Here is a 23,234-nt window from a genome sequence, read left to right on the forward strand (position 1 = left end):
CATTAATTCAGTAATTCTTAAATACTTACTCTAAGAACTTATTGTTTTCATATTAAGTGAAAAGAATAAATAACCGTATGAGAGGTAATTGATGAAGAAGAGCTTTGTTATTATGTTTTTGGTATTATTATTATCAGTGAATTTGTTTGCCATCGGGGGCAATATATTTGGTGAGGTGAAATCTGCCAAAAGTGGCGACCCGCTGGAAATGGTTGTTGTGAGGATTACAGATATTAATGAAGGTAATTACACAAATTCCCAGGGGAAGTTTTATTTTAAAGATGTACCTTTGGGGACTCACACATTATCGATTGAGCTTATTGGATATAAGCCTCAACAAAAAGAGATTGTTGTGAAAGAAAGCGAAACCACTAGTGTCAATTTCAATCTGGAAATCGATGCTCTTCAGATCAGTGGAAGTTCAATTAATGCTCTCAGATCAATTCCGGGAGAAAGTCCTGTAGCATTTACCGAATTATCTAATGAGGATATTGCAGATAGGTATACTACCCAGGATATGCCGGAATTAATCGAGGATGTACCTGGTGTGTTTGCCTCTGGCAGTGGATTGGGAGAAGCTGAATTAAGTATTCGAGGCTTTGATGCAGAGAAAATTCAGGTATTAATTAATGGTATTCCAGTAAATGATCCAGAATCCCAGAAAGTTTACTGGTCTAACTGGACAGGGCTTTCATCAAATGTGAATTCTGTGCAGGTGCAAAGAGGAGCTTCATCATCATTATATGGCTCTGGAGCTTTTGGGGGCTCATTGAATATAGAGACTATGAAAGCTACACCAAAAGCAGAGTGGAGTCTTCGTAGTTCTGTAAATAGTTATCAAAGTCCAGATGAAACGGCAAATGGACAAGGAGAAATAGAGAAATATCAACCTATAAATTATAATGCAATTGTCCGCTACAATTCTGGTGATATTGGAAATTTCAATTTGATTATATCTACTGAACGGAAAGCAGGTGATTCCTATATTGAAGGAACCAGTTATGATGGCTGGTCATTTGGAGCCGAAAGTGAACTGAGAGCAGGTCCTCATAAAATGAACTTCTCATTGATCGCTGCTCCTCAGAGTCATAATCAGGCTAGAACTACTTCTGATCCTGATTTATTTGATACTTTAGGAAGAAATTATAATAGAAGTCTTTCTGGCTATCAGGAAAATTACTATTTCAAGCCTCAATTTTCTATTCGTGATAATTGGAAGATAACTGATCAATCATCAGTGATGACCAATTTCTTTGTTACGATGGGCGTTGGTGGTGGAAAGTATCTTAAAAATGATTATTTTGATGTGGAAACTGGTGAAGTAAGACCATTGGATGCTGATATGGATAGCGATAGAAGACTTTTTGGTAAGCATGCAGCCTGGATATATGAGCAGACCGGTGAACTACCAGAAGGTTTGATCATTGATCCCACAAATGATGACTTTTATATCTATACTTACCAGGGAGAAGAATATCGGTTCCGCTACAGCAGCGCAACCAATCTGATAACTAGTACATATGAAAATGGTTTTGAAAATGACATGAAGAATCAACATAAGCAATTGGGAATTAATTCATATTATCAAAACAAGGTTAATCATTACTTTGAAGTGATAGCAGGATATGAGTTCCGTTATTGGATGGCAGATCACTATGTAGAATCAAATGACTTCCATTACGCAGCAAATGATTCCTTAACCGATGCTTATAATATTTATGATCAGACACAAGTAAGTAGTGACTATTCAAGTTCTGTACGCAATTTATCAGGGTTTTGCAGATTCAATATCAGCCCCAGTGAGAAAATTAATTTTATGGCTGATGTACAGGCAGCCCAGTATTATTCTGAGGTAGAAGAAAATCCAATTCAAATATTTGATTTCGGAACAGGTCAATTCCTTGATGAATATATTTATAATACCAAAGAGATGACAGATAATGATACTCTTTTATTTGATGATGAAGACTACAAGCGAACCTGGGAATTTGTTTCTCCCAAATTCGGTATGAATTATAAAGCTTCCGATAAATTCAGCATGTTTGTAAATTATTCTATCGCCAAAAAAGAGCCCAAAGTAAGAGACTGGTACAGTTATAAATATGGACCAAATCAAGATGGGTTCGTTGACGGAGTACAGATCAAAGAACTTAAACCGGAAAAAGTGGTTACTTATGAATTTGGATATAGTTATCGTGATTTCAATCGTAAAATCAACCTTAATATTTATCGCACTCACTATCTGGATAAGATAGGTTCAGTAACAATGCCGGTTGATGGGGAAGAGCAGACTTTGACGACTAATTATGGAGATGCAACCCATCAAGGCATTGAATTATCATTCTCTGGGAAAAGCATGGGATTTGAATATGGCTTATCGGGTACGCTTAGTCGTAACCGCTGGAACAAAATGAATGCAGAAACTATTGGCAATACTCCTGCAGAAGAATTAATTGGGAATGTAGTACCTTTTTCACCAGAACAAATGGCATCAGGAAATCTTGCATATACCTTCAAATATCTGCCAAATGACGGCAGCTTGAAAGTGGGAACAGATTTCAAATGGTGGGATGAGTATTATTGTAATGAAGAAAATGAATATGAAAGACCTATTGTCGATTATATTGATGAAAATGGTGTGACCCATTATACTGAAGCTACCTTTGATTCAAAATTGCCACATTTCTTTACAGTAAATATGTCAGTAACATATGATTGTGTTGTATTTGGTAATAAAGAATTGATGGTTAAAGTTGATTTCAAGAATGTCAATAATCGGGACGAAAATTATACTAAAGGATATGTAGGTACAGATTACGGCAGAAATGACTATATGCTGGAAGAAAAAAATCTTTACGTAGTACCTGCACCTAAATTCAATATAGCTACAACAGTAGAATTAAAATTTTAATTAATCCAAGGAGGAAATAATGAAAAAGACCTTAGTTTTATTTATGTTTGCAATCATGATAGGCAGCTTATTCGCTGTTACTGTTCATGATATCCAATTCACTGAAGACCCGAGTGGAGATTCACCTTACCTGGAACAGGTGGTGACAATTGAGGAAGCAGTTGTAGTAGGTGTTGGCTGGAAGCCCGGTGGCGGTCATGCTAGTTTCTTTATAGTAGACCCTGATGGTGGTGCCTGGAGTGGCGTATATGTATTTGATTATGATGAAGCTTATGTGTGGAGTCTGGCCGAAGGTGATCTGGTAACTATCACTGCTACTGTTGATGAATATTATGAACTTACAGAACTTGCTTCAATAGAAGAATGTGAAGTGATAGGTACAGCAGCAGTTCCAGCACCAGTTGAAATATCAACTGCAGATCTGGCAAGTATGGAAGCCTATGAAGGTTGCCTGGTGCAGGTAGATGATGTCACAGTTACTGCTGCCCAGAATGAATATGGAGTATGGTATGTAACTGATGGCTCAGCACCCTGCCAGATAGATGACAGTTTTTTCTATCTGGACGAAGTTGAACCAGAAATAGTTATCACTCTCGGTGATTTCTGGGGAAGACTGGTTGGAATGGTAGTTTATTCATATGATGAATATAGTCTTAATCCACGTTATGTTGCAGACATGTATCCTGAATCTAACACAACTGAAAGTGTAATTGATGCTTCCTCTGTTATCATTAGAGGTAATTATCCCAATCCTTTCAATCCTACCACAAGAATAGATTATTCACTGCAGCAGAGCACTGATATTGATCTTTCTGTATATGATGTAGCTGGAAGACTGGTTAAGACTCTTTATAATGGAACTCAAACAAGTGGAAATCACTTTGAAGTCTGGGATGGTACAGATAATAGTGGAAAAGCTATTGCCAGTGGAATTTATTTTAGCAGAATTTCACATTCAAAGGGAGTAGAAACAAGTAAAATGCTCCTGCTGAAATAAGAAAAAATATTGAGTTAAGATGCTACTGCAGATTGACTTAAGGTTTTTTTTGGAGTGGCAATGGTCGCTCTTAAGTCAATCCGATGAGTACATCGTCTTAACTCAATAGCTTAGGAATTAATAAAGCCTCATCTTTCATTTGAGAGATGAGGCTTACTTTTTATTAAAAATTGCAGGAAATTTCAATGCCAATATCTAAAGGCTCTTCGATAAATCCACATTGACGGGGATATTGCCTGAGATTACCATTTTCCCAGTACTGAATGATATATCGCACATGGTTATAGCTCAAAATATTTCTGGCAAATATCATGGTAGTAAAACTAATTTTACTCAGTTCTTTCTTCCAGGATAAAGAAATATCTGAGGTGAAGGATGGCTGGGCATATCCATGATCTTCTAATGCGTCAATGATATCATTCATTTCTTCAAGAGTTACAGGATTGCCATATTCCTCATGTGCTTCTTCAAATTTATCCAGCATTATTGATTGTTGATAATCAAAGGCAAAACGACCATCCAGATGAAGTCTCAAATTCTCTGTAAGGTTACGGTTCAAGAAGAATTTCAAACTGTGACTCGGTAAATTGTTCAGCCGATCACTGGCATTATCCTCAAGGTAAATGATCTCTCCATCAAGTCCAGTTATCCAGGCAGTATCATTAAATGAAGATTCCCAGTTCAGCTGCTTCACATAAGAATAATTCATACCTGCCTGGGTTCTATTTGTTTTATACTGTAATTCCATCTCCAAACCCATCAGATCAAGATTACCGGCTAATCCTGAAGCAGAAGTTTCTGGGATCCAGGCAAATTGATCTATTTCATTGTAATAGAGATTCATTCCTAGAGACAAATTCTGATTTTGCAGCCTTTGATATGATAATTCCATACCCCGAAGTTCTTCAAATTCTGATTTACCTGTTTCAAGATAATCCTGAGAATAAAGGTCACTGAATAAAGGAATTCTCACGGATTTCTGAAGAGTTAGTTTCATTATATTATTTTCGTTAATGGATGAGATCAAAGCAAGTCGTGGGCTTATGGCTTGATCAGCAAGATTGTGCTTGTCATAACGTCCTGAGATCATCATTTTAAGCTTCGGATGTAAATCAAAATAGCCCTCACCAAAAACTGAAATCGTATTACAGGAAATATCATCATCAATCAGGGTGGCATATCCCAAATCATGGAAATATTGGTAAAAACCGGAACTGCTGTCAATTACAGCAAAGCGTATAGGTGGCTGGAATGACATCAAAAAAGTGTCATCTTCCTTTCCCCATTGTGGTGCATAAAATTCATAACTATATTCTGCTCCAAAAGCAAGATTGATTTTTTTATTCGGCTCAAAATTTATTTGAATATTATAATTATATTCATTTTCTGAGAAAGATAGTCCTTTTTGAGATATATCTTCCAGATTCGCGTCTTCTCCTCTCCAATAACGGTATTCACAGATATCCGCGGAGTCAAAACTTAGCAATGATTTATAACTAAGAATGTCTGAAAAAGAGTAATGATGCTTGAGCTCAATACTGGCATATTTGCCTGAAACTCCACTCCAGATGTCATCGTTAAAAAGAGTTGTTGATTGAGTTGTATAGTTTTGGCTTGTAGTTGAATATCTTGCCAGAAGCTCATAATCTTCCTTGTATTTTGCATAGTATTGCATCTTGATTTCTGGCTGGTCATTGTAATCTGCATATAGGGGAGGAGGTAGTGAACCAGTATCCATATTTCCCCATGAAGGACTCATAAATCCATAGCCATATCCATGAGCTCTATCAATATACCAGAATTTAGTTTCTTTGTTTCCATCCGATCTCACCTGGCTGTATTTCAGGTAAGACTCAAAAGCATTATATTTATAATGGCTTTCAAAGGAATATTTATTAAAATTATAGAGCGTATTTTTTGAGTAAGATAATTGATTAAGATCATTATCACAATTATTAATGGTAATGATATTGATAATTCCTGCAATTGCTCCAGGTCCATATGTAACTGAGCCAGGTCCTCTGATAACTTCTATCCTTTGAATATCAGATATGTCTTTATTCAGTAATTCAAAGAAAGGTCCATGGCTATGTTTAAGATTTTCATTTTTTCCATTCACAAGTAGAAGAAATGAATAATTCTGATCTCCCAGAATACCTCTAAGTCCCATTCTTGGTCCCATAAAATGTTCCACATAAGTAAATCCTGGAACGTAAATCTCCAGAAGATCAAGAAGATTCCTTGCTGGTGTCAATTGGATATCCTGTTTATTAATTATTGTCAAGGCTACTGGAAGTTCACTTCCTTTGATATCAATGAGTGTACCGGTTCTGATCTTAAGATTAAGTAGTTCATCAAGTGACATTTCCAGAAGTTCTTCAATACTGTATTTTTCTTGACTATATAAATTATTGCAAAATCCAAAAACAAAAAAAACAACTAGTATCCACATAAAATATTTCATAGACCCTCCAAAAAGAAAGTATTAATAATGATTAGCTTCTTACAAATACTATTTACTCAAAAAAGACATTTTAAGTCAAGAAAATGTTAAAAAGTTAGCTTATTTATAAATTTCTATGGTCTAGATCATGCTGACATATTTGATAAATAATACAGTTGTTTTCTTAAAGGATATCCCATTTCTTTTATTCAAATTATTTAGCAATCTGTTTCATTTGACCCAAATTGGATCACTTTTTTTACAGCTTTAGGTTAAATATCAATATTATATTGTATTAGAGGTGTTAAATGCCCTCTTTTTGCTCACTGTAACTCCCCAGTGGGTTCCCTGTGGGTTATGAGTGTATAATTTACTATCTTTGTGATCTATAAGTCCATTAATGTTATCTATATATATTATAACGTACCTAATGTAAAAACACGATATCCTTGATATCTCACCCCAAAATATATTTCTACGATATATTCACTTTTAATAACATAAGGAATTCTACTTTTTTAATGCAACTAAGAGTAATAATTGACAATATTTCACCCAATCTAATGAATAGAAACATGCAAATGCGTAAGGGAAATGAAGTATGAAGTTAAAAAAAGAATTGGGTTTATTTGATGTATTTAGCATTGCTGCTGGAGCAATGATCTCTTCAGGTTTGTTCATTTTACCAGGTTTGGCGTATTTAAAAGTGGGACCTATAGTATTTATTGCCTATTTATTAGCTGGAATACTAGTGATACCTTCTTTATTTTGCAAAGCAGAACTGGCAACAGCAATGCCCAAAGCTGGAGGGGATTATTTTTTCATCAATCGCAGTATGGGTTCTGGTTTGGGTACCATTGCAGGTATGGCTGCCTGGTTCAGTCTAGCATTTAAAAGTGCTTTCGCATTATTGGGTATTGGCGCATTCTCTACTATATTATTTCCCAGTATCACTTATAATCAGGTTAAGTTGATAGCCCTTTTCTTCTGCATATTATTTATGTTCCTCAATATGGTGAGTGCCAGACATTCTGGAAAACTGCAATCTATTCTGATTATAGGACTCCTGATAATCCTTACTTTATTTATTATCTTTGGAATAGGTAAAGTGCAATTATCAAATTTTTCAAATTTCAATCGGGGTTCAACGAGAGACCTTTTTGCCACAGCAGGACTGATCTTTATTTCCTATAGCGGTTTAACCAAAATTGCCAGTATTGCGGAAGAGATCAAGAATCCTAACAAAAATCTACCCTTAGGAATGATCATCACCTTTATCGTCGTAACCCTGCTCTATGTTTTAGTTGTTTTCATTACAGTTGGTATAAGCGGTGATAAGTTAATAAACAGCGCTGGAATACCATCTCTAACACCTATTTCTGATGCTGCTCGATTGTTTTCCGGCAATCTGGGTATGCTGATCATGGCTGTTGCTGCCCTGCTGGCATTTATATCCACCGGTAATGCAGGCATTATGGCTGCTTCCAGAATCCCTTTTGCCATGAGCAGAGATCGTTTGCTGCCAAAGTTTTTCAGTAGAATTAATAAGGAATATCAGACACCTCATTTTTCCATCATTATGACTGTTCTTATTATGGTCTTTGTAATTATCTTTCTTGATCTGGAATTGCTTATAAAAACAGCATCCACAATAAGTTTGATATTATTTGCCATGATTAATTTAGCCGTTATTATCATGCGCGAAAGCCATATCCAGAATTATCAGCCAAAATTTAGATCACCTTTATATCCCTGGCTTCAAGTTACTGCAATAGTAGTTTATGGTTTCCTTATATTTGAGATGGGGTCTACACCACTTTTGATCTCATCAGCATTTTTGATTATAAGCTATATCTGGTATCATCTCTACGGTAAGATAAGATCAAATAGAGAAAGTGCCCTATTATATCTGATCCGAAGAATAAAGTCTTCAGAACTGGACTCTGCCGAACTGGAGCTGGAGCTAAAGGAAATTATTCTGGAAAGGGACAGTATTCAGCAGGATCGATTTGATATGATAATTGAGAAATGTCCAATATTAGATATGATCGATAAAGAAAGCAAAGAAGAATTCTTTGCTCGGGTTGCGGGTGTACTAAATGACTCGCTTACTTGTGGTGAGCGCGAAATATACCATAAACTTATCAGCCGAGAAGAAGAGAGCTCTACTGTGTTAACCCCTATTCTGGCAATTCCTCATATCATTCTCTCAGGAGAGAAAAGATTTGAAATACTATTAGCACGGTCGCACAGAGGTGTTTATTTTTCAGAAACTGCACCCGCAGTAAAAATAATTTTTGTGATTGCAGGATCAAAGGATGAACGCCAATTCCATCTGAAATCACTGGCTGCTATTGCTCAGATAGTGCAGCAGCATGATTTTCAGGAAAAATGGCTCAATGCCCAGAATGTTGACTCACTGCGTGATATTATTCTGCTGGCTGATCGTTATAGAAATTAAAAAAAAACTAATAAATACAGGAAGACAAGTGAAATATTTTATTGAAACTTATGGCTGCCAGATGAATGTGGCAGATAGCGAACTGGTGATGACCATTCTCGAAAGAAGTGGTTATGAAAAAGCTGCAGATATTGCCGAAGCTGACGTGATTCTTTTCAATACCTGCTCAGTGCGTCAACACGCCGAAGATCGCGTGATGGGCAGGATCAATAATGAGATGAAGTATAAAATCTCTCGAAATGTTAAAATTGGCGTGATTGGATGTATGGCACAAAGACTGGGAGAAGACATTATGCAGCTCAGTACTGGAGTTGATTTTGTGGTAGGCGTGGATATGTATGACAAACTGCCGGACATTATCAATTCTGCCTTTCATCAGGAAATGCTCAGCGTTACGGATATTAATAATGAACAGGTATATCCCGAAATTATGCCCATACACCAGGATCCGCTGAAAGCATTTGTCACTATCATGCGTGGGTGTAATAATTTCTGCAGCTATTGTATTGTTCCCTACACCAGAGGAAGAGAACGCAGCCGTGACCATAAAGAGATATTAGAAGATGTGAAAATTGCTGCTGATCAGGGAAGATATGAAGTTATGCTGTTGGGTCAAAATGTAAATTCTTACCAGTATGACGATATAAGCTTCCCTCATTTGCTGGAAATGGTAAATAAAATCCCCAATATAAAAAGGATACGCTTCACAACTTCACATCCCAAAGACCTCTCAGATCATCTCATCCAGGTAATGGCTGATTCAAATAAAATCTGCCAGCACTTTCATTTAGCCATGCAATCTGGTGATGATAAGATATTAGCAAGAATGAATAGAGGCTACACAGCTCAGCACTATTATGACCTGATTGTAAAACTCCGAAAGGCAATGCCGGAAATTGCCATTACTACTGATGTGATTGCCGGATTCCCGGGTGAATCAGAAGAACAATTTATGAACACTTATAACCTGATGAAGGATATTGAGTTTGATTTTGCTTATATGTTCAAATATTCTCCTCGCTCAGGTACAAAAGCTGCCGGTTTCATAGATCAGATCCCAGAAGAGATAAGGTTGGAAAGATTACAAAGATTGATCACTCAACAGGAAAAGATCACTCATAAGATATATCAACAGCAGATAGGGAAGACGCGTGAGATTTACGTGGAAGGTATCAGCAGGAAATCTGAACTTGAAGTTGCAGGGAAAACCCCTGATTTCAAAGTGACTGTATTTCCAGGTACTAAAGATAAAATCGGTAAATTTGTAAATGTGAAGATAGTTGACGCTGTAGGCTGGACATTAAAAGGAAAAGAAATTTAATGCAGGAACATTTAAGCAGCTGGATACAACATAAAAGCGCTTTACTGGAAGAGGTTAATGTCCTCTTTGTTATAGCAGTAATTCTCATTGTCGGCTTTATATTCTCTCGTTTGGCTAAAAAAATCCATCTCCCATCAGTAACTATGCAGATAGTAGGTGGTATCATTATTGGCCCCCATATCCTCAATATTTTCAATCCAGAAATATATGAATCATTTCGCCCGATCACAAATTTTGCTCTTGGTTTTATTGGTTTTGCTATTGGTAGTCATCTTGATTTCCGCAAGCTGCATAATTCAGGAACCAGGATATTTCTTATAACTGTTTGTGATGTAATTATCACGGGCTCAATAATTTTCTCAGCACTATATTTCCTGGTGAAAATGCCATTCCCTTCCGCTCTTCTTATATCTGCAATTGCTATGACCACAGCACCAGGCTCTACTATTCATATAGTTCGTGAAAAAAGAGCTAAGGGTATTTTCACCAAAACTCTCCTGGCATCAGTAGCATTTAATAATGTGCTGGTAATATTGATATTCTATACCTTTTATTATTATTTATTTGCCCAATCCTCGCAAACTACCTTTTCCCTGATCCAGACTGTCTTTAATCCCTTTTTATTGCTCATTGAAAGTCTTATAGTGGGCGGGTTTGTAGGTTATTGCGTTATTTATCTTACTGAAAAACATAAAACCAGACTTTCATTTCTGACTATGGTGGTTCTGGCTGTGATCATTACGGTAGGTGCTTCAGAATCACTGCATTTCTCAGGCATTCTTTCCAGTTTGATCCTCGGGATCATTCTCACTAATAAATCAAGGTACAAAAGTGAACTTTTCGGAGCTTTCACTGATATTGAAAAAGAAGTTTTCTCTCTCTTCTTTGTTCTTTCAGGTACGCATTTCAATTTCAAAGCAATTGCTGTTGCAGGTTTTGCTGGTAGTATTCTGATCATAAGCAGATTCATTGGGAAGGTTTCTGGTCCATATCTGGGTGCCTTATTCTCCGGCTCCCAAAGATCTTTAAGGAATAATATCGGATTCAGTATGTTTCCCATTGCCGGTCTGGCAATAGGTCTTGTGATGCTCTGTGCTAATTCACCATTTTTAGCTGAATATTCTGCCCAGATAACTGCTGTGATACTTACCGCTGTTGTGGTGTATGAGTTATTGGGTCCCATCTTCACTGGCCAGGCTCTCAAAAGAGTAGGTGAAGCAGATAAAGACCGCATCAGACTGCTGGAATTTCTCCAGGAGGAATTTATTCTCATCAACCTTGATAATAAGGATAAATGGGAAGCTCTCGATATCCTCACTGAATTTCTCTTTCGAACCCATAAATGCCAGGAATACATGACCTTGGAAGAACTCAAAAATTCTGTTCACGAAAGAGAAAGTGAGATTTCTACGGGTATCGGTAATAATATTGCTATCCCGCACGCTATTATAAAAGGTGGTCCGCGGATAATGGGTGTTATCGGTATTTCATCCCAGGGTATCGAATTTGATTCTATTGATGATCAACCCGTTAATATCGTGATCATGATCGCTACTCCCAGAGAAAGCATAGATCTGCACTTGAATGTACTTGCTCACGTTGCCAGAATTTTTGGTCATCAGCCCTTGATTAAGGAAAAATTGATCAAAGCTAAATCTCCTGCTGAAGTTTATGAAATCCTCCAGTCAGAAGAAGTAGAAAGACTTAATCCCTACTTTGAAGAATAATATGCCTCCTTTATCTTATCATGACATCTGCGACTGGGAAACAAGGTTCATTCTCGGTGATAGAATTATTGAGATCAAATTCTGGAAAACTATTGCTGAAAATTATCAAGGAGATATTCTCGAATTAGGAGCAGGAACCGGATGTTTCACTATCCCTTTAATTAAATCGGGTTTAAATGTCTGTGCCGTTGATAATTCTGCTCCAGCCTTACAGAAACTTAAATCTAAAGCAGCTGCCATTACTGATGGGGGAGAGCTGATTGTTTTAGAAGCGGATATGCGTTATCTTGATCTTGATAAAAAATTCTCTATTTGTCTGGCTACATATTCCACCTTTCAATATTTGCTGAATTCTGAAGATCAGTATAAATGCCTAAAAACTATAAATGATCACCTGCCTCTCGGAGGAACACTATGTCTTGATTTGGATAATGATATCCTTCATCCACCTCAAAATCTGCCTCTCACTAAATTATACTCTTCATATAATACCCCTCTAAAGGTTGATATTATCATGTCCACCTTCTGGAATACTGATAATTCGCAAAATATTAGACACTGGCACGATCATTATCAGGTGAGATATAATGACGGATCAATAACTGATTTCACAAGTAATATTTCTTTAAAGAAAGTCTCTCTTAAGGAAATTACTGATTTACTAACAAAAAGTGGTTTTTATATCCTAAATACTTTTGGAGATTATGATTTTTCGGATTTCTTAAATGAGTCTCATCGATTGATAGTAGTTGCCCAAAAGATTCCAAATTAATAAGTTAAAGGTATCTCCTTATCACCAGCTTCTTTTATTACAGATATAACTAATCTCTGAGGTACACAAATTATCGGCTGTCCATTACTCCAGCCCTGGTTTACGCATATTTGATGTGGACATGATGATTCTCTTAATCTGAATCTTTCATCCTTGATTTCTAAAATTGTACCCTGATTGATTTCTATCACCTGATCTTTTGCTAATTGGTATCTCCCAAATACCTCATCATTAATTACTATTTGAATATTTTGAGCTTGCTTACCTGATAATTGCAGATAAAATCCCACAAAGATGACTAATAAAAGGAAAATTATCAAAATCCTGTCAGCAGCATTGAGCAATTTCAGTCCGTGTTTTATTTTATTTCCAGATACCATAATTAATATGTCCACACTCCGGACATTTTCCATTTTTAATTTTCAAAGGGATATTATAACCACGTGCTCCTAAATCAGCCTGACACTCCTCACAGATCAGCCGATTATCAAAGGGAATATTACCTAAATATACATGAGCCAGTTTCTTTTGTGCCTGTTTATAAGCGTAATGAAGTCTTTCTGTATTTGTTGCCGGATTGTTTAATTTATAACACGGATAATATCTGGAAAAATGAAGCGGTATGCGATAATCTACTCCGGCAATAAAATCTATCAGATCATTAATATCTTTATCACTGTCATTTTCATCGGTTATTAAAAGATTTGTGATTTCCAAATGACAATGTTTCGCAGCATATCTGATCGTATCAAGTACTGGTTGCACACTTCCCAGACAATTTCGCTGATAAAATTCATCTCTTATTGATTTCAGGTCAATATTTGCTGCTGTGATGTGGGGGAGAAGCGCAACCAAAGGCTCATGATTTATATATCCATTAGATATCATTACTGTCTTGATCCCATTATTCTGCAGATATTCAGATGTTGACTTCATAAATTCATACCAGATAATAGGTTCTGTATAAGTAAAAGCAATAGAGTTGAGATTATATTCATGCAATATCTGTAGTAATCCCTCTTTGGTCAGCTTCTGGGTATCAGCTTTCATCTGTGATATTTGATAATTCTGGCAGTAATTGCAGTGTAAATTACAATAATTAGGCCCTATTGATAATATCCTTTCTCCAGGCAGAAAGTGATATAAAGGCTTTTTCTCAACCGGATCATAAGGATTAAGAGACACAGTATTCCCATAATTGAGGGTAAACAGCTTACCCATGACATTTTTCCTTGATTTGCACCTGCCCAGTCTATCAGGCAAAATTACACAATTAACAGGGCAAAGCTGACAATGAACTCTACCATCACCTAGTTCTTGATAATATTCTGCTTTTTTCATAATTTGAAGATATTATCTCCCCCACATATTGTCAATATTTCTAACAATACTCAATTGGCATACCCCCGAAATTAAAATGTTTTCTGACTTCAAGAATGCCCTGGAGGGGCATCACAATAATAGCCACGGGTTTCACCCGTGGCTATTGTAATATCAACCTTATAGGGTGTAATTTAATTTGATTAAATTGTATGATGTAACATGTTATAATTCAATTAATTATGATAAAATATTAAAAGAATAACAGGGGGATGACAGTTCTAACAATACTCAAGATAAGGAGTCCTTAAATCACATAATTTATAACTTGCGAAAAAATCTCATTTAAAGCAAACTAAATGCTATCTAAGTTCTCAACAGGTATGAAATAAGAACTGTAACGATGCTTGTGGTAGCATTCCAATGTTATGTTGTGTATCATCACATCCCTTATAAGTCTCTGCATAAATAATGGTTCACTTTAAAAAAGAGGAATTATTGAGATTACTATAATAATCCACAACTAAATAGAATAGTATAAAATAAATTATCAAAGCAACAGTATCCGATTTGGATAAATACTAAATAAGAGACTTTGGGTAAGCAAAACCACATAACTTCATCCTGCACTCGAAACGATACCACATTTTTTTGTTGTGTCGTCTTGAGTGCAGTTTCCTGGAGTATCTACTTTTTCGATAAGAGTATTAGGTAAATAGAAAATCTCAATGCTACTTTTTCTACTCAACATCTTCAAATAATTTGGTTGGAAAATTGTTTTTAATCCTAAATGGGGGAGTGTCAGGTATGCTGACAAGATGCTTTTATTTCATCTGATTTATTGAAATATTAAGATCAGATATGCCGTTTAATTTCAAAACAGCACCTAAACTATTTCGACAAAAAATAGTCAAAAAAGCGCATTAAGACGGGATGACTATCAGTATACAGCATAGAAACATATCTTCACTCACGTAAGTTTACATAATATATATTATGGCACTATACAAAAATTGATGTGGATCGGGGAGAGCAGACTTTCTCTGACGGGAATGTGTTTTAATATTACTTTTTATTTTTAAGCTCTTATTGAGGCTCTATGGATCTGAAATTTATTTTAATATGAAATTAGATTCAAAGTTATTTCATTAACATTCTGATAAAAGATTGACTAAATGTAGTGGACAGCAATTTTCAGATTTGGAGGATAATATGCGAAGTATGACCGGATATGGTAAATCAATATATTCTGGCGAAGATTATATGATTGAGTTTGAGATCAAGTCTGTTAACAGCAGATTTTTAGAAATAAGGATAAATATACCACGTGAGTTGTCATTCATGGAGATGGAAATAAATAATATCATCAAAGATCGGATCAATAGAGGAAAAATATCCGGGAGAATTAGCCTAATATCATTCAAACCACCAGAGCTTAAGATAAATGCGATCAAATTAAAAGCATATAATGAAGTTTTTGCGAAAATTAAGCAAATTACAGGGAATAAAGACGATATACCCTTACAGCTATTTCTGGAAAATGAAGAAATTGTCTATCAGTCAGATGATCTATCAAAGGATAATGATCTTAAATCCAAGATAATAACAGTAGTAGAAGATGGGATCAAAGATCATCAGGATTCAGCTTTAAAGGAAGGGAAATCAATGCATGATTATATGCTGAAAGCACTTAAAGAGATGAGAGAATCTTTAAGCAAGATAGAAGTTGCCTTTCCCGCCTATAAAACTGAAGTTAATGAGCAGATACAATCACATGCTAAAGAACTATATGGTAATCAATTAGGTGATGAAGAATTAAAGCGATTAGCGCTTGAAATAGCTATATATGTAGAAAAATCTGATGTTACTGAAGAGATAGTACGGTTGCATCATCATTTTAATAAATTTCAGGAAACTATTTATAATGACGACGATATGGGCAAGAATCTTAATTTCATTCTACAGGAAATGCATCGAGAGACTAATACTTTAGGTTCAAAATATAATCATAATGCCATTTTTGAAGAAATGATCAATATTAAAGAAGAAATAGAGAAATGCCGGGAAATTGTCCAAAACATAGTATAAGGGAGTTAGGATGGAAAACAGGGAAGATTTACTGAGATGGACCTCTCACCCACTATTAGATGAAGCAGTTAAAACAATATTTTTGATCGCAATTATGGTATTAGTGTCAATGATATTATACCAGACAGCAATAATTACCTGGAAAGCACCTATCTATTTTTATCTTGGGATGCTATTTTTTATAGGCAGCATGATAACATGGTTCATTCCAACTACTTATATATTATTTGATGATAAGATACAGATATGGTATTGGAAGATAAAATTAGAACGAAACTGGTCTGATTTTGGGTGCTGGTATACAGATAAAAAGGGTGTTATGCTCAGCACATTTAAAAGACCCCGCAGATTAGATAATTTTCGCGGTCAATCATTGCGATTCAGTAAAGATAAGCATGAACAAGGTAAATTATTTGAATTACTGGCTGAAAAAGTTGGGGAGCGATATTAATGTATGACAATAAGTTAGGTGAAAGAATAGAGAAATTCCTGAAGCATAATGAAGGGAAAGATTTTAAAAGCGGAGAGATATATAAAGCATTGCATTTAAAGAAGCATAAAAGACGTGATCTGGAAGACACATTAAGGAAATTGAAGCAGAAGCGCAAAATATCAGGTAAAAATAAGCGTTACTATCTTGATGCCTCTACCCTATCGCAGGAATATATAGGAATCTTTGATGCCAGACCGCTGGCTCAAGACAGATCTTTTGCTTTTGTGATTCGCGAAGAAGGAGATATTTATATCTCACGGGAAGATATAATGAATGCCTATGATGGAGATGAAGTATCAGTTGGGATCAAATTTGAAGGTAAAGGCAAATTACATGGCTATATCACGGGAATCCGCCAGCGCGCCAGAGAGAGAGTGGTTGGTAGAATGGAGAAATATCAAGGTCGAAAATATTTGATTCCTGATAATTCACTCTTACATAGTGATTTTGAGATATATGATGCAGGAGCAGCAGTTTCTGGAGAAAAAATAGTTTGCCAAATCACCAATTGGGGGGATCCTGATAAAAGGTTATTACCTGGCTGCAAAGTTATTGAAATATTAGGTAAAGCTGGAGAACCGGAAGTAGAGATAATGTCAGTAATTTGTGAATATAATCTACCTTTGGAATTTCCTGAAAGCGTTATGCAGGAAGTATCAGAGCTGGATGATGGGATTACTGAAGAAGTGATCAATGAACGTACTGATTTAAGGGATATATACACAATCACTATCGATCCGGCATCTGCCAGAGATTATGACGATGCGATATCACTTGAAAGACTTGCTGAAGGTTATAGATTATATGTGCATATTGCAGATGTTGCGCATTACGTAAATGTAGGTTCTGCTTTATTTGAAGAGGCATTACAGCGGGGAAACAGTTATTACTTTCCACGCAAAGTATTGCCTATGTTGCCCGAAAAACTATCCAATGGAATATGTTCATTGCGTCCTGATGAGGAAAAGCTTACTTTAACGGTGATATCTGAATATAATGCAGACGGTTACATTCTTGATCAAAAAGTAGTGGAATCGGTAATAGAATCAAATGCCCGGCTGGCTTATGAAGAAGTAGATGACTTTATGGAGAAGCGAGAGCATAATCTGGATGAGGACACACAAAAACTGATATTACTGATGCAGGAGCTTTCGGCCAAATTGCAGAAAACAAGAATTGAACGAGGTTATCTGAGTCTTGATATGCCTGAAACAGAATATATCTTTGATGAAGAAGGGCACGTTATCGATCTGCAAAGAAGCAGGGAGACAGAATCACATCAGATGATAGAAAATTTCATGCTTTCTGCCAATGAATATGTGGCAGTTACTCTATCGCGATCAGCTACTTTATACAGGGTGCATGAAGCTCCGGGACCGGATCAATTAGATGATATTAAAAGACTTGCAGGTATCTATGACTTTAGTTTTGATCTTTCACATACTATTAATAAAGCCTTTCAGATTGCTCTGGAATCATTGGATACAGAAGACAGGCATCGGGTTTTTGACCGCGTGCTGCTAAGGCACATGAAAAAAGCAAGATATGATATTATTAATCAGGGGCATTTTGGTTTGGCTTTGCAGAATTATACACATTTTACATCACCAATCAGGCGGATTTGTGATCTGGTGGTACATCATCAGATAAAGGCGTTGATCAAGAATTCCGCAAGTGATGATGGGTATGTATTCACTCGCAGTAAACTGGAAGATATTGCCGTGATAGCTACGGAAAAGGAAAAACTGGCTGATACTACAGAAAGGGAAGTTGATACCAAAAACAAACTTCTCTTTATGAAAAAGAGAGTTGGTGAAGAATACTCCGGAGTCGTGATCGCAGTGAAAGCAAAAGGGATAATTATTGAGATTGATAAGTACCCCGTCAGCGGGATAGTTCCACTTTCATCGATCAAGGATGATCATTATGAATATCATGCTGCTTATGATACTCTGCTGGGAATTCACAAAGCCCAATCAATTCGCCTGGCTGACCGTTTTAAAGTAATCCTCGTTAAAGTAGATGATGATATAATATTTGAAATTAAAGATAAGTAATATGGTGATTTTTTATTTATATTTATTACTCATAACACTGCTGGAAGTAATTTTATTTATTCCTTTATTGATCATTTTCATTTTAGCTGGTATGAAGGGTAGATTGGGGCTTGATATATTAACCAGACAAAAAAGCATCTGGTTCCATGCTGCATCTATGGGCGAAGTAAATGCCCTGAAGCCTCTTCTGATCAAAACTGCAGAACAATTTGGAGCCGAGAGAATAGTTCTTACTACTATGACTACTACAGGACTATTGACCGCATCAAAAATTGATCTGCCAATAGCAGTATCCTATATACCATTTGATTTACCAATTATGATGTCATTATTTTACAGAAAGATAGACCCTCAGCTCATTGTGATCATGGAAACAGAATTCTGGCCGCAAATGCTTTTTCAAGCTAAGTTAAGGAATATTCCGGTAATATTGGTGAATGCACGTCTTACTGCTCAATCTTTTAGTAAATATCTTGGGACCAGACATTTCTGGCAGGAACCGTGGCAGGCCATAAAGGCAATTAATGCTCAGTCAGAGCATGATAGGAATAGATTTAGAGAATTAGGTTTCACCCATGTGAGAAATTGTGGAAACCTGAAGTTTGCTATTGATCTTCCTGATCATGGCAATATTGATAAATATTTAAAATATGGCATTTCTTATCAAGATTTTGTTTTAACTGTGGGGAGTTCAAGACCTGGTGAGGAGCAGTTAATTATGGATATTTATCCTCAATTGAAAAAAGAAATATCTAATCTGAAACTGATCATCGCTCCCAGACATCTGAAGCGCATTGAGGAAGTGAAAGCAATATTTAACGGTCAAAAAGTTGTAATGCTTTCTGAGTTCAAAATCCATACTGATTTTGATATCCTTATTATTGATAATATTGGCTTATTAACAGAGATTTACAGTTTTTCTGATCTGGTTATTGTTGGGGGCAGTTTTACTGATTTTGGTGGACATAATCCTCTGGAAGCAGCATATTACAATAAACCTGTGATAATGGGTGTATATCATTCTTCCTGCAGGGAATCAGTTAATAGATTGCTGGAAAAGCAAGGCATATTCATAGCTGAGCAGCAAGATCTACTCAAGACAATATTGGAATTATATCTTGATCATGATCTGAGGATAAATACAGGGAAAAATGCCCGTAATGTACTGATAAACAATGCCCATTCACTGGAAGAAAATCTGGATACAATCAAGTCGTATTTAGAGTAATAATTGATGAAGATCCGTATGCTGTTCCTGATGCTTATTCTGGTGTACTTTCTATCAGGAGAGATCTGGCTGCCCTGTCCAAAATCGTTAAGCGGACACATCGAAACCTCGCTTGGTATGCACTTCTGGGAAGATCACCTTTATTTAAGAAATCTGCAGGTTCGAGGTTTGGTATATCTATATCCTGGAATAAGAATAAATTGTGTAGCCCGAGGAAATAAGGAAATAAATCAAATTGAATTCAGTAAAGAAAATAAGCCAGAATATAATCAATTGCAGCCAGGATTTGATGAATCATATCTGGAATTATATGGGCATTATTATTATAATGACATGCAATTTAGCACATCCTGCAGGATAGGAAGAATTAGATTTCTGCAATTTCCTGATAATAATATCATCTCCAGATTTGATCAAGTTGCGGGAATGAGTGATATACGCTCAAGATATGAACCATCCGGTTATAATGGCTCAATATTGATAAATGATCTTAATTGGAGGAATATTGGCTGGCATAATACTGTCTATCAATCGGGATATGATCATGCAGATATCAGTCTTCTGAATAATTATCTTTATTTCAACTATGATAATGACTGGATGATACTGGAAGCCAGAGCTGGAAAATTACCGATTAGAGATCATGGCAGCGATTCAGTACTTATGGAATCTGCCTGGGGCTGGTGTGGTTTAATTGGTTTTAATTGGAAGGGCTATGACCTGAATCTCTATTACGAAACTGTTGATAATACTATCTATACTGGCTTATCAATAAAATTTGCCTCTTCCCTATTCACTCGTTTTGCTGGAAAAGTTAGAATGGATTATAATCGTGCTTGTGAGGGTTTTGTATTTCAATATCCACTTTTTTATCAGGATATAAATATTGCTGATCATAAGCCTGAAGGTATGACTAAAGTCGGAGAGATCAGAGCAGAAAGAGTCATCAGCTTCTGGAGAATAGGGATGCAGCGTAATTTCTATGAAAATATTATTAATAGAGAAGGGATTACTGATCCTGAATTTACAAAGATTGTGATAAAAACTGAACCAATGCTTCTTGGGATAGAAAGCATTGTAAGTCCTGTTCATAGTTTTGATAAATTATCTGATATTAAGAAATGGGATTCTCAGGGGATCAGACCGGGAATTTTAACACAACAAGTTATCTACGAATTTTACCAATAAAAAAACCACCATAATCTGGTGGTTTTAGTATATATTTACCTGATAAATTAAATTAAAAATTTCTTCACCCTGTCTTCAACGGTTTGCTGGATTTCCTTTAGTCTTTCTTGAGTCTCTGCTTCAAAACGGAGTACTAGTAGTGGTGTGGTATTAGATGCTCGGCATAACGCCCAGCCATCCGGGAAAGTTAATCTCATTCCATCAATATCGTTGACTTCATATCCTTCAGCGATAAAGGAATCCCGTACTTTAGCCACAATTTTGAATTTATCAGCGTCAGTGCTTTCTATATGTAATTCAGGCGTATTATACATAACTGGCTGATCGGATAGCATCTCACTTACAGGGAGTTTAGAATTTGCCACGATTTCCACCAGTCGTGCTCCCACATAGATAGCATCATCATATCCTAAATACCTGTCTTTAAGGAAAATATGTCCACTCATCTCACCAGATACTTTAATACCTTCCTGATGCATTTTCATCTTGATATTGGCATGACCTGTTTTATACATTATCGGGATACCACCCTGTTTTGCTATGTCATCAAATAGATTCTTAGAGCATTTCACATCTGCAATGATCTTTTCACCTTTATTATCTTTGAGGAAATCACGTACGATAATATTCAATATCTGATCTCCATATAGCATTTTGCCTTTTTCGTCAATTACGCCAATACGATCAGCATCTCCATCAAGCCCCAGACCAATTTCAAAATGTTCATCTTTAACGAGCTTCTGCAGATCTTTCATGTTCTTCTCAACTGTAGGATCAGGATGATGATTAGGGAATGTGCCATCCATCTCACAGTAAATTTCAGATACTTCACATCCGCATCTTCTAAGTATTTCAGGCAGATAAGGACCACCAGTACCATTACCTCCATCAACAGCAACTTTTACTGGACGGCTGATATGCAGGTTATCTACTATATAATTGATATAGGTATCACTCAAAGTATCATCTTCTGTTCTTACTCCACTTCCTGCTTCGAAATCATTATTCTGGATAAGATGCAGTATATCCTGAATTTGTTTGCCAAAAACACTTCCTAAGCCAAGATTCATTTTAATCCCGTTATATTCGGCAGGATTGTGACTTGCAGTAATTACCACTCCCCCATCTGTATTGAGTTTCCAGATAGAAAAATAAAGCACTGGAGTTGCTACTATACCGACATCGATCACATCTAAACCGCATTCCAGCATACCACGAGTGAATTCTTTTTTAAATTCAGGAGTCGAGAGTCTGGCATCTCCTCCAATAGCACAATTTTTAGCTCCCTTTCGTTTTATATAAGTTCCATATCCTCTACCAATTAAATAAAGCACTTCCGGTGTAAGATCTTGATCTACCACACCTCTAATATCATATTCTCTGAATATTGATGGATTAACCATTGTTCCCCCTTACAGTATATTTAATTCCTTAATTTTTTCTATCATTTTCTTGAAAGCCCTTCCTCTATGACTGATCTTATGCTTCTTTTCAGAACTCATTTCCGCAAAAGTTTTTCCAGTTTCATGACATAAAAATATGCTGTCATAGCCAAAACCTTTATCTCCCTTTTCCTCAAAAATGATTTCACCTTCAACTTTTCCTTCGACAGTGGCTATCACTTTACCATTACCACCAGCCAATGCGACCACTGTTCGGAAGCTGGCATTCCTATCTGCGATGTCAGTCATCTCATCCAGCAATTTCATTCTATTATCACGATAGCTGCAGGTTTCTCCGGCATACCTGGCAGAATACACTCCAGGGTCTCCATCTAAAGCATCCACAAATAATCCAGTATCATCAGCCAGTACATACATCTTTGAGCGCAGAGCCATTTCTTCAGCTTTTTTGATCGCATTACCTTCAATAGTGTCTTTATCTTCCACTACATCAGGGAGATCATCAAAATCTGCTGCAGAAAGCAGTTCAAAATCGAGATCAGAGAGGATTTCTCTGATCTCGCTGAATTTATCTCTATTCTTTGTACCAATTAAGATCTTCATTAACTATTTTCTTGTCAGTTTATTGAAGAAAGTGGATATTTTTTTGACAACATTACGAGATAAAAATCTCTCAGCCACGAATATCGAGTTCTTAAGAGTAAGTAGAAGATCATCTTCCCCACTCCAGTGTTCACGAACTATTTCCGGATCAATCTCGTTAAGAATGGCATTCAAGCCATAAACGACCAGTAAAAGATCATCTACCAGCCCCAGCACGGGGAT

General features: G+C 36.3%; 17 protein-coding genes. 11 read left to right on the forward strand and 6 right to left on the reverse strand.

Going from position 1 to position 23,234, the window contains the following annotated elements:
* Positions 1–91 precede the first annotated feature (91 nt).
* Entirely contained in the window at positions 92–2,911 is a 2,820-nt protein-coding gene (locus tag RAO94_07500) for a TonB-dependent receptor (protein MDP8322178.1), read from the forward strand.
* Positions 2,912–2,930: 19 nt separating this feature from the next.
* Positions 2,931–3,908: a T9SS type A sorting domain-containing protein gene (locus tag RAO94_07505; GenBank protein ID MDP8322179.1), complete on the forward strand. Its 978-nt coding sequence runs from the start codon at positions 2,931–2,933 to the stop codon at positions 3,906–3,908.
* 163 nt (positions 3,909–4,071) lie between these two features.
* Here RAO94_07505 and RAO94_07510 read toward each other — a convergent pair whose 3' ends face one another.
* On the reverse strand, positions 4,072–6,372 hold the full coding sequence (locus RAO94_07510; GenBank protein ID MDP8322180.1) for a TonB-dependent receptor plug domain-containing protein: 2,301 nt from the start codon (positions 6,370–6,372) through the stop codon (positions 4,072–4,074).
* A 580-nt stretch (positions 6,373–6,952) separates the two neighbouring features.
* Between RAO94_07510 and RAO94_07515 the strand changes: the two genes are divergently transcribed.
* Genes RAO94_07515 through RAO94_07530 form a run of 4 tightly spaced genes read left to right on the forward strand, consistent with a single transcriptional unit; the run spans position 6,953 to position 12,632 of the window.
* Positions 6,953–8,812, forward strand: a complete 1,860-nt coding sequence (locus RAO94_07515) for an amino acid permease (protein MDP8322181.1) — start codon at positions 6,953–6,955, stop codon at positions 8,810–8,812.
* Positions 8,813–8,840: 28 nt separating this feature from the next.
* Positions 8,841–10,133: a tRNA (N6-isopentenyl adenosine(37)-C2)-methylthiotransferase MiaB gene (miaB, locus tag RAO94_07520; protein MDP8322182.1), complete on the forward strand. Its 1,293-nt coding sequence runs from the start codon at positions 8,841–8,843 to the stop codon at positions 10,131–10,133.
* On the forward strand, positions 10,133–11,860 hold the full coding sequence (locus RAO94_07525) for a cation:proton antiporter (protein ID MDP8322183.1): 1,728 nt from the start codon (positions 10,133–10,135) through the stop codon (positions 11,858–11,860). Before miaB ends, RAO94_07525 begins: the two co-directional genes overlap by 1 nt.
* Before the next feature lies 1 nt (position 11,861).
* Positions 11,862–12,632, forward strand: coding sequence for a class I SAM-dependent methyltransferase (locus RAO94_07530; GenBank protein ID MDP8322184.1), 771 nt, complete (start codon positions 11,862–11,864; stop codon positions 12,630–12,632).
* Here the strand turns inward: RAO94_07530 and RAO94_07535 are convergent.
* Together RAO94_07535 and amrS are read right to left on the reverse strand one after the other, a co-directional pair.
* Entirely contained in the window at positions 12,629–13,027 is a 399-nt protein-coding gene (locus tag RAO94_07535) for a NusG domain II-containing protein (GenBank protein ID MDP8322185.1), read from the reverse strand. The two genes, RAO94_07530 and RAO94_07535, sit on opposite strands and share 4 nt — an antisense overlap.
* Positions 12,996–13,973, reverse strand: a complete 978-nt coding sequence (gene amrS / locus RAO94_07540; GenBank protein MDP8322186.1) for an AmmeMemoRadiSam system radical SAM enzyme — start codon at positions 13,971–13,973, stop codon at positions 12,996–12,998. The genes RAO94_07535 and amrS overlap by 32 nt, the downstream gene beginning before the upstream one ends.
* A gap of 1,191 nt (positions 13,974–15,164) precedes the next feature.
* Between amrS and RAO94_07545 the strand changes: the two genes are divergently transcribed.
* Genes RAO94_07545 through RAO94_07565 form a run of 5 tightly spaced genes read left to right on the forward strand, consistent with a single transcriptional unit; the run spans position 15,165 to position 21,006 of the window.
* On the forward strand, positions 15,165–16,040 hold the full coding sequence (locus RAO94_07545) for a YicC/YloC family endoribonuclease (protein ID MDP8322187.1): 876 nt from the start codon (positions 15,165–15,167) through the stop codon (positions 16,038–16,040).
* Between the two features lie 10 nt (positions 16,041–16,050).
* Positions 16,051–16,491: a hypothetical protein gene (locus RAO94_07550; GenBank protein MDP8322188.1), complete on the forward strand. Its 441-nt coding sequence runs from the start codon at positions 16,051–16,053 to the stop codon at positions 16,489–16,491.
* Positions 16,491–18,590: a ribonuclease R gene (gene rnr / locus RAO94_07555; protein MDP8322189.1), complete on the forward strand. Its 2,100-nt coding sequence runs from the start codon at positions 16,491–16,493 to the stop codon at positions 18,588–18,590. Before RAO94_07550 ends, rnr begins: the two co-directional genes overlap by 1 nt.
* Positions 18,571–19,818, forward strand: a complete 1,248-nt coding sequence (locus RAO94_07560; protein ID MDP8322190.1) for a glycosyltransferase N-terminal domain-containing protein — start codon at positions 18,571–18,573, stop codon at positions 19,816–19,818. Before rnr ends, RAO94_07560 begins: the two co-directional genes overlap by 20 nt.
* 3 nt (positions 19,819–19,821) lie before the next feature.
* The gene (locus RAO94_07565; GenBank protein ID MDP8322191.1) at positions 19,822–21,006 is read left to right on the forward strand and encodes a hypothetical protein; all 1,185 of its coding nucleotides are present in this window, start codon (positions 19,822–19,824) and stop codon (positions 21,004–21,006) included.
* A 47-nt stretch (positions 21,007–21,053) separates the two neighbouring features.
* Here RAO94_07565 and RAO94_07570 read toward each other — a convergent pair whose 3' ends face one another.
* From RAO94_07570 to RAO94_07580, 3 genes are all read right to left on the reverse strand, one after another.
* Positions 21,054–22,409, reverse strand: coding sequence for a phosphomannomutase/phosphoglucomutase (locus RAO94_07570; protein MDP8322192.1), 1,356 nt, complete (start codon positions 22,407–22,409; stop codon positions 21,054–21,056).
* Between the two features lie 9 nt (positions 22,410–22,418).
* A complete protein-coding gene (rdgB, locus tag RAO94_07575; protein MDP8322193.1) occupies positions 22,419–23,012 on the reverse strand; it encodes an RdgB/HAM1 family non-canonical purine NTP pyrophosphatase in 594 nt (197 codons plus the stop codon).
* A 3-nt stretch (positions 23,013–23,015) separates the two neighbouring features.
* Positions 23,016–23,234 (reverse strand): DUF1232 domain-containing protein (locus RAO94_07580; GenBank protein ID MDP8322194.1); only part of this gene is annotated, 219 nt, incomplete at its 5' end.

It is taken from the genome of Candidatus Stygibacter australis, from assembly GCA_030765845.1.
Lineage (GTDB): Bacteria > Cloacimonadota > Cloacimonadia > Cloacimonadales > TCS61 > Stygibacter > Stygibacter australis.

Coding starts and splice junctions, on each gene's coding strand:
- RAO94_07500 (MDP8322178.1), top strand. CDS start 92: ATGAAGAAGAGCTTTGTTATTATGTTTTTGGTATTATTATTATCAGTG.
- RAO94_07505 (MDP8322179.1), top strand. CDS start 2,931: ATGAAAAAGACCTTAGTTTTATTTATGTTTGCAATCATGATAGGCAGC.
- RAO94_07510 (MDP8322180.1), bottom strand. CDS start 6,372: ATGAAATATTTTATGTGGATACTAGTTGTTTTTTTTGTTTTTGGATTT.
- RAO94_07515 (MDP8322181.1), top strand. CDS start 6,953: ATGAAGTTAAAAAAAGAATTGGGTTTATTTGATGTATTTAGCATTGCT.
- RAO94_07525 (MDP8322183.1), top strand. CDS start 10,133: ATGCAGGAACATTTAAGCAGCTGGATACAACATAAAAGCGCTTTACTG.
- RAO94_07530 (MDP8322184.1), top strand. CDS start 11,862: ATGCCTCCTTTATCTTATCATGACATCTGCGACTGGGAAACAAGGTTC.
- amrS (MDP8322186.1), bottom strand. CDS start 13,973: ATGAAAAAAGCAGAATATTATCAAGAACTAGGTGATGGTAGAGTTCAT.
- RAO94_07545 (MDP8322187.1), top strand. CDS start 15,165: ATGCGAAGTATGACCGGATATGGTAAATCAATATATTCTGGCGAAGAT.
- RAO94_07550 (MDP8322188.1), top strand. CDS start 16,051: ATGGAAAACAGGGAAGATTTACTGAGATGGACCTCTCACCCACTATTA.
- rnr (MDP8322189.1), top strand. CDS start 16,491: ATGTATGACAATAAGTTAGGTGAAAGAATAGAGAAATTCCTGAAGCAT.
- RAO94_07570 (MDP8322192.1), bottom strand. CDS start 22,409: ATGGTTAATCCATCAATATTCAGAGAATATGATATTAGAGGTGTGGTA.
- rdgB (MDP8322193.1), bottom strand. CDS start 23,012: ATGAAGATCTTAATTGGTACAAAGAATAGAGATAAATTCAGCGAGATC.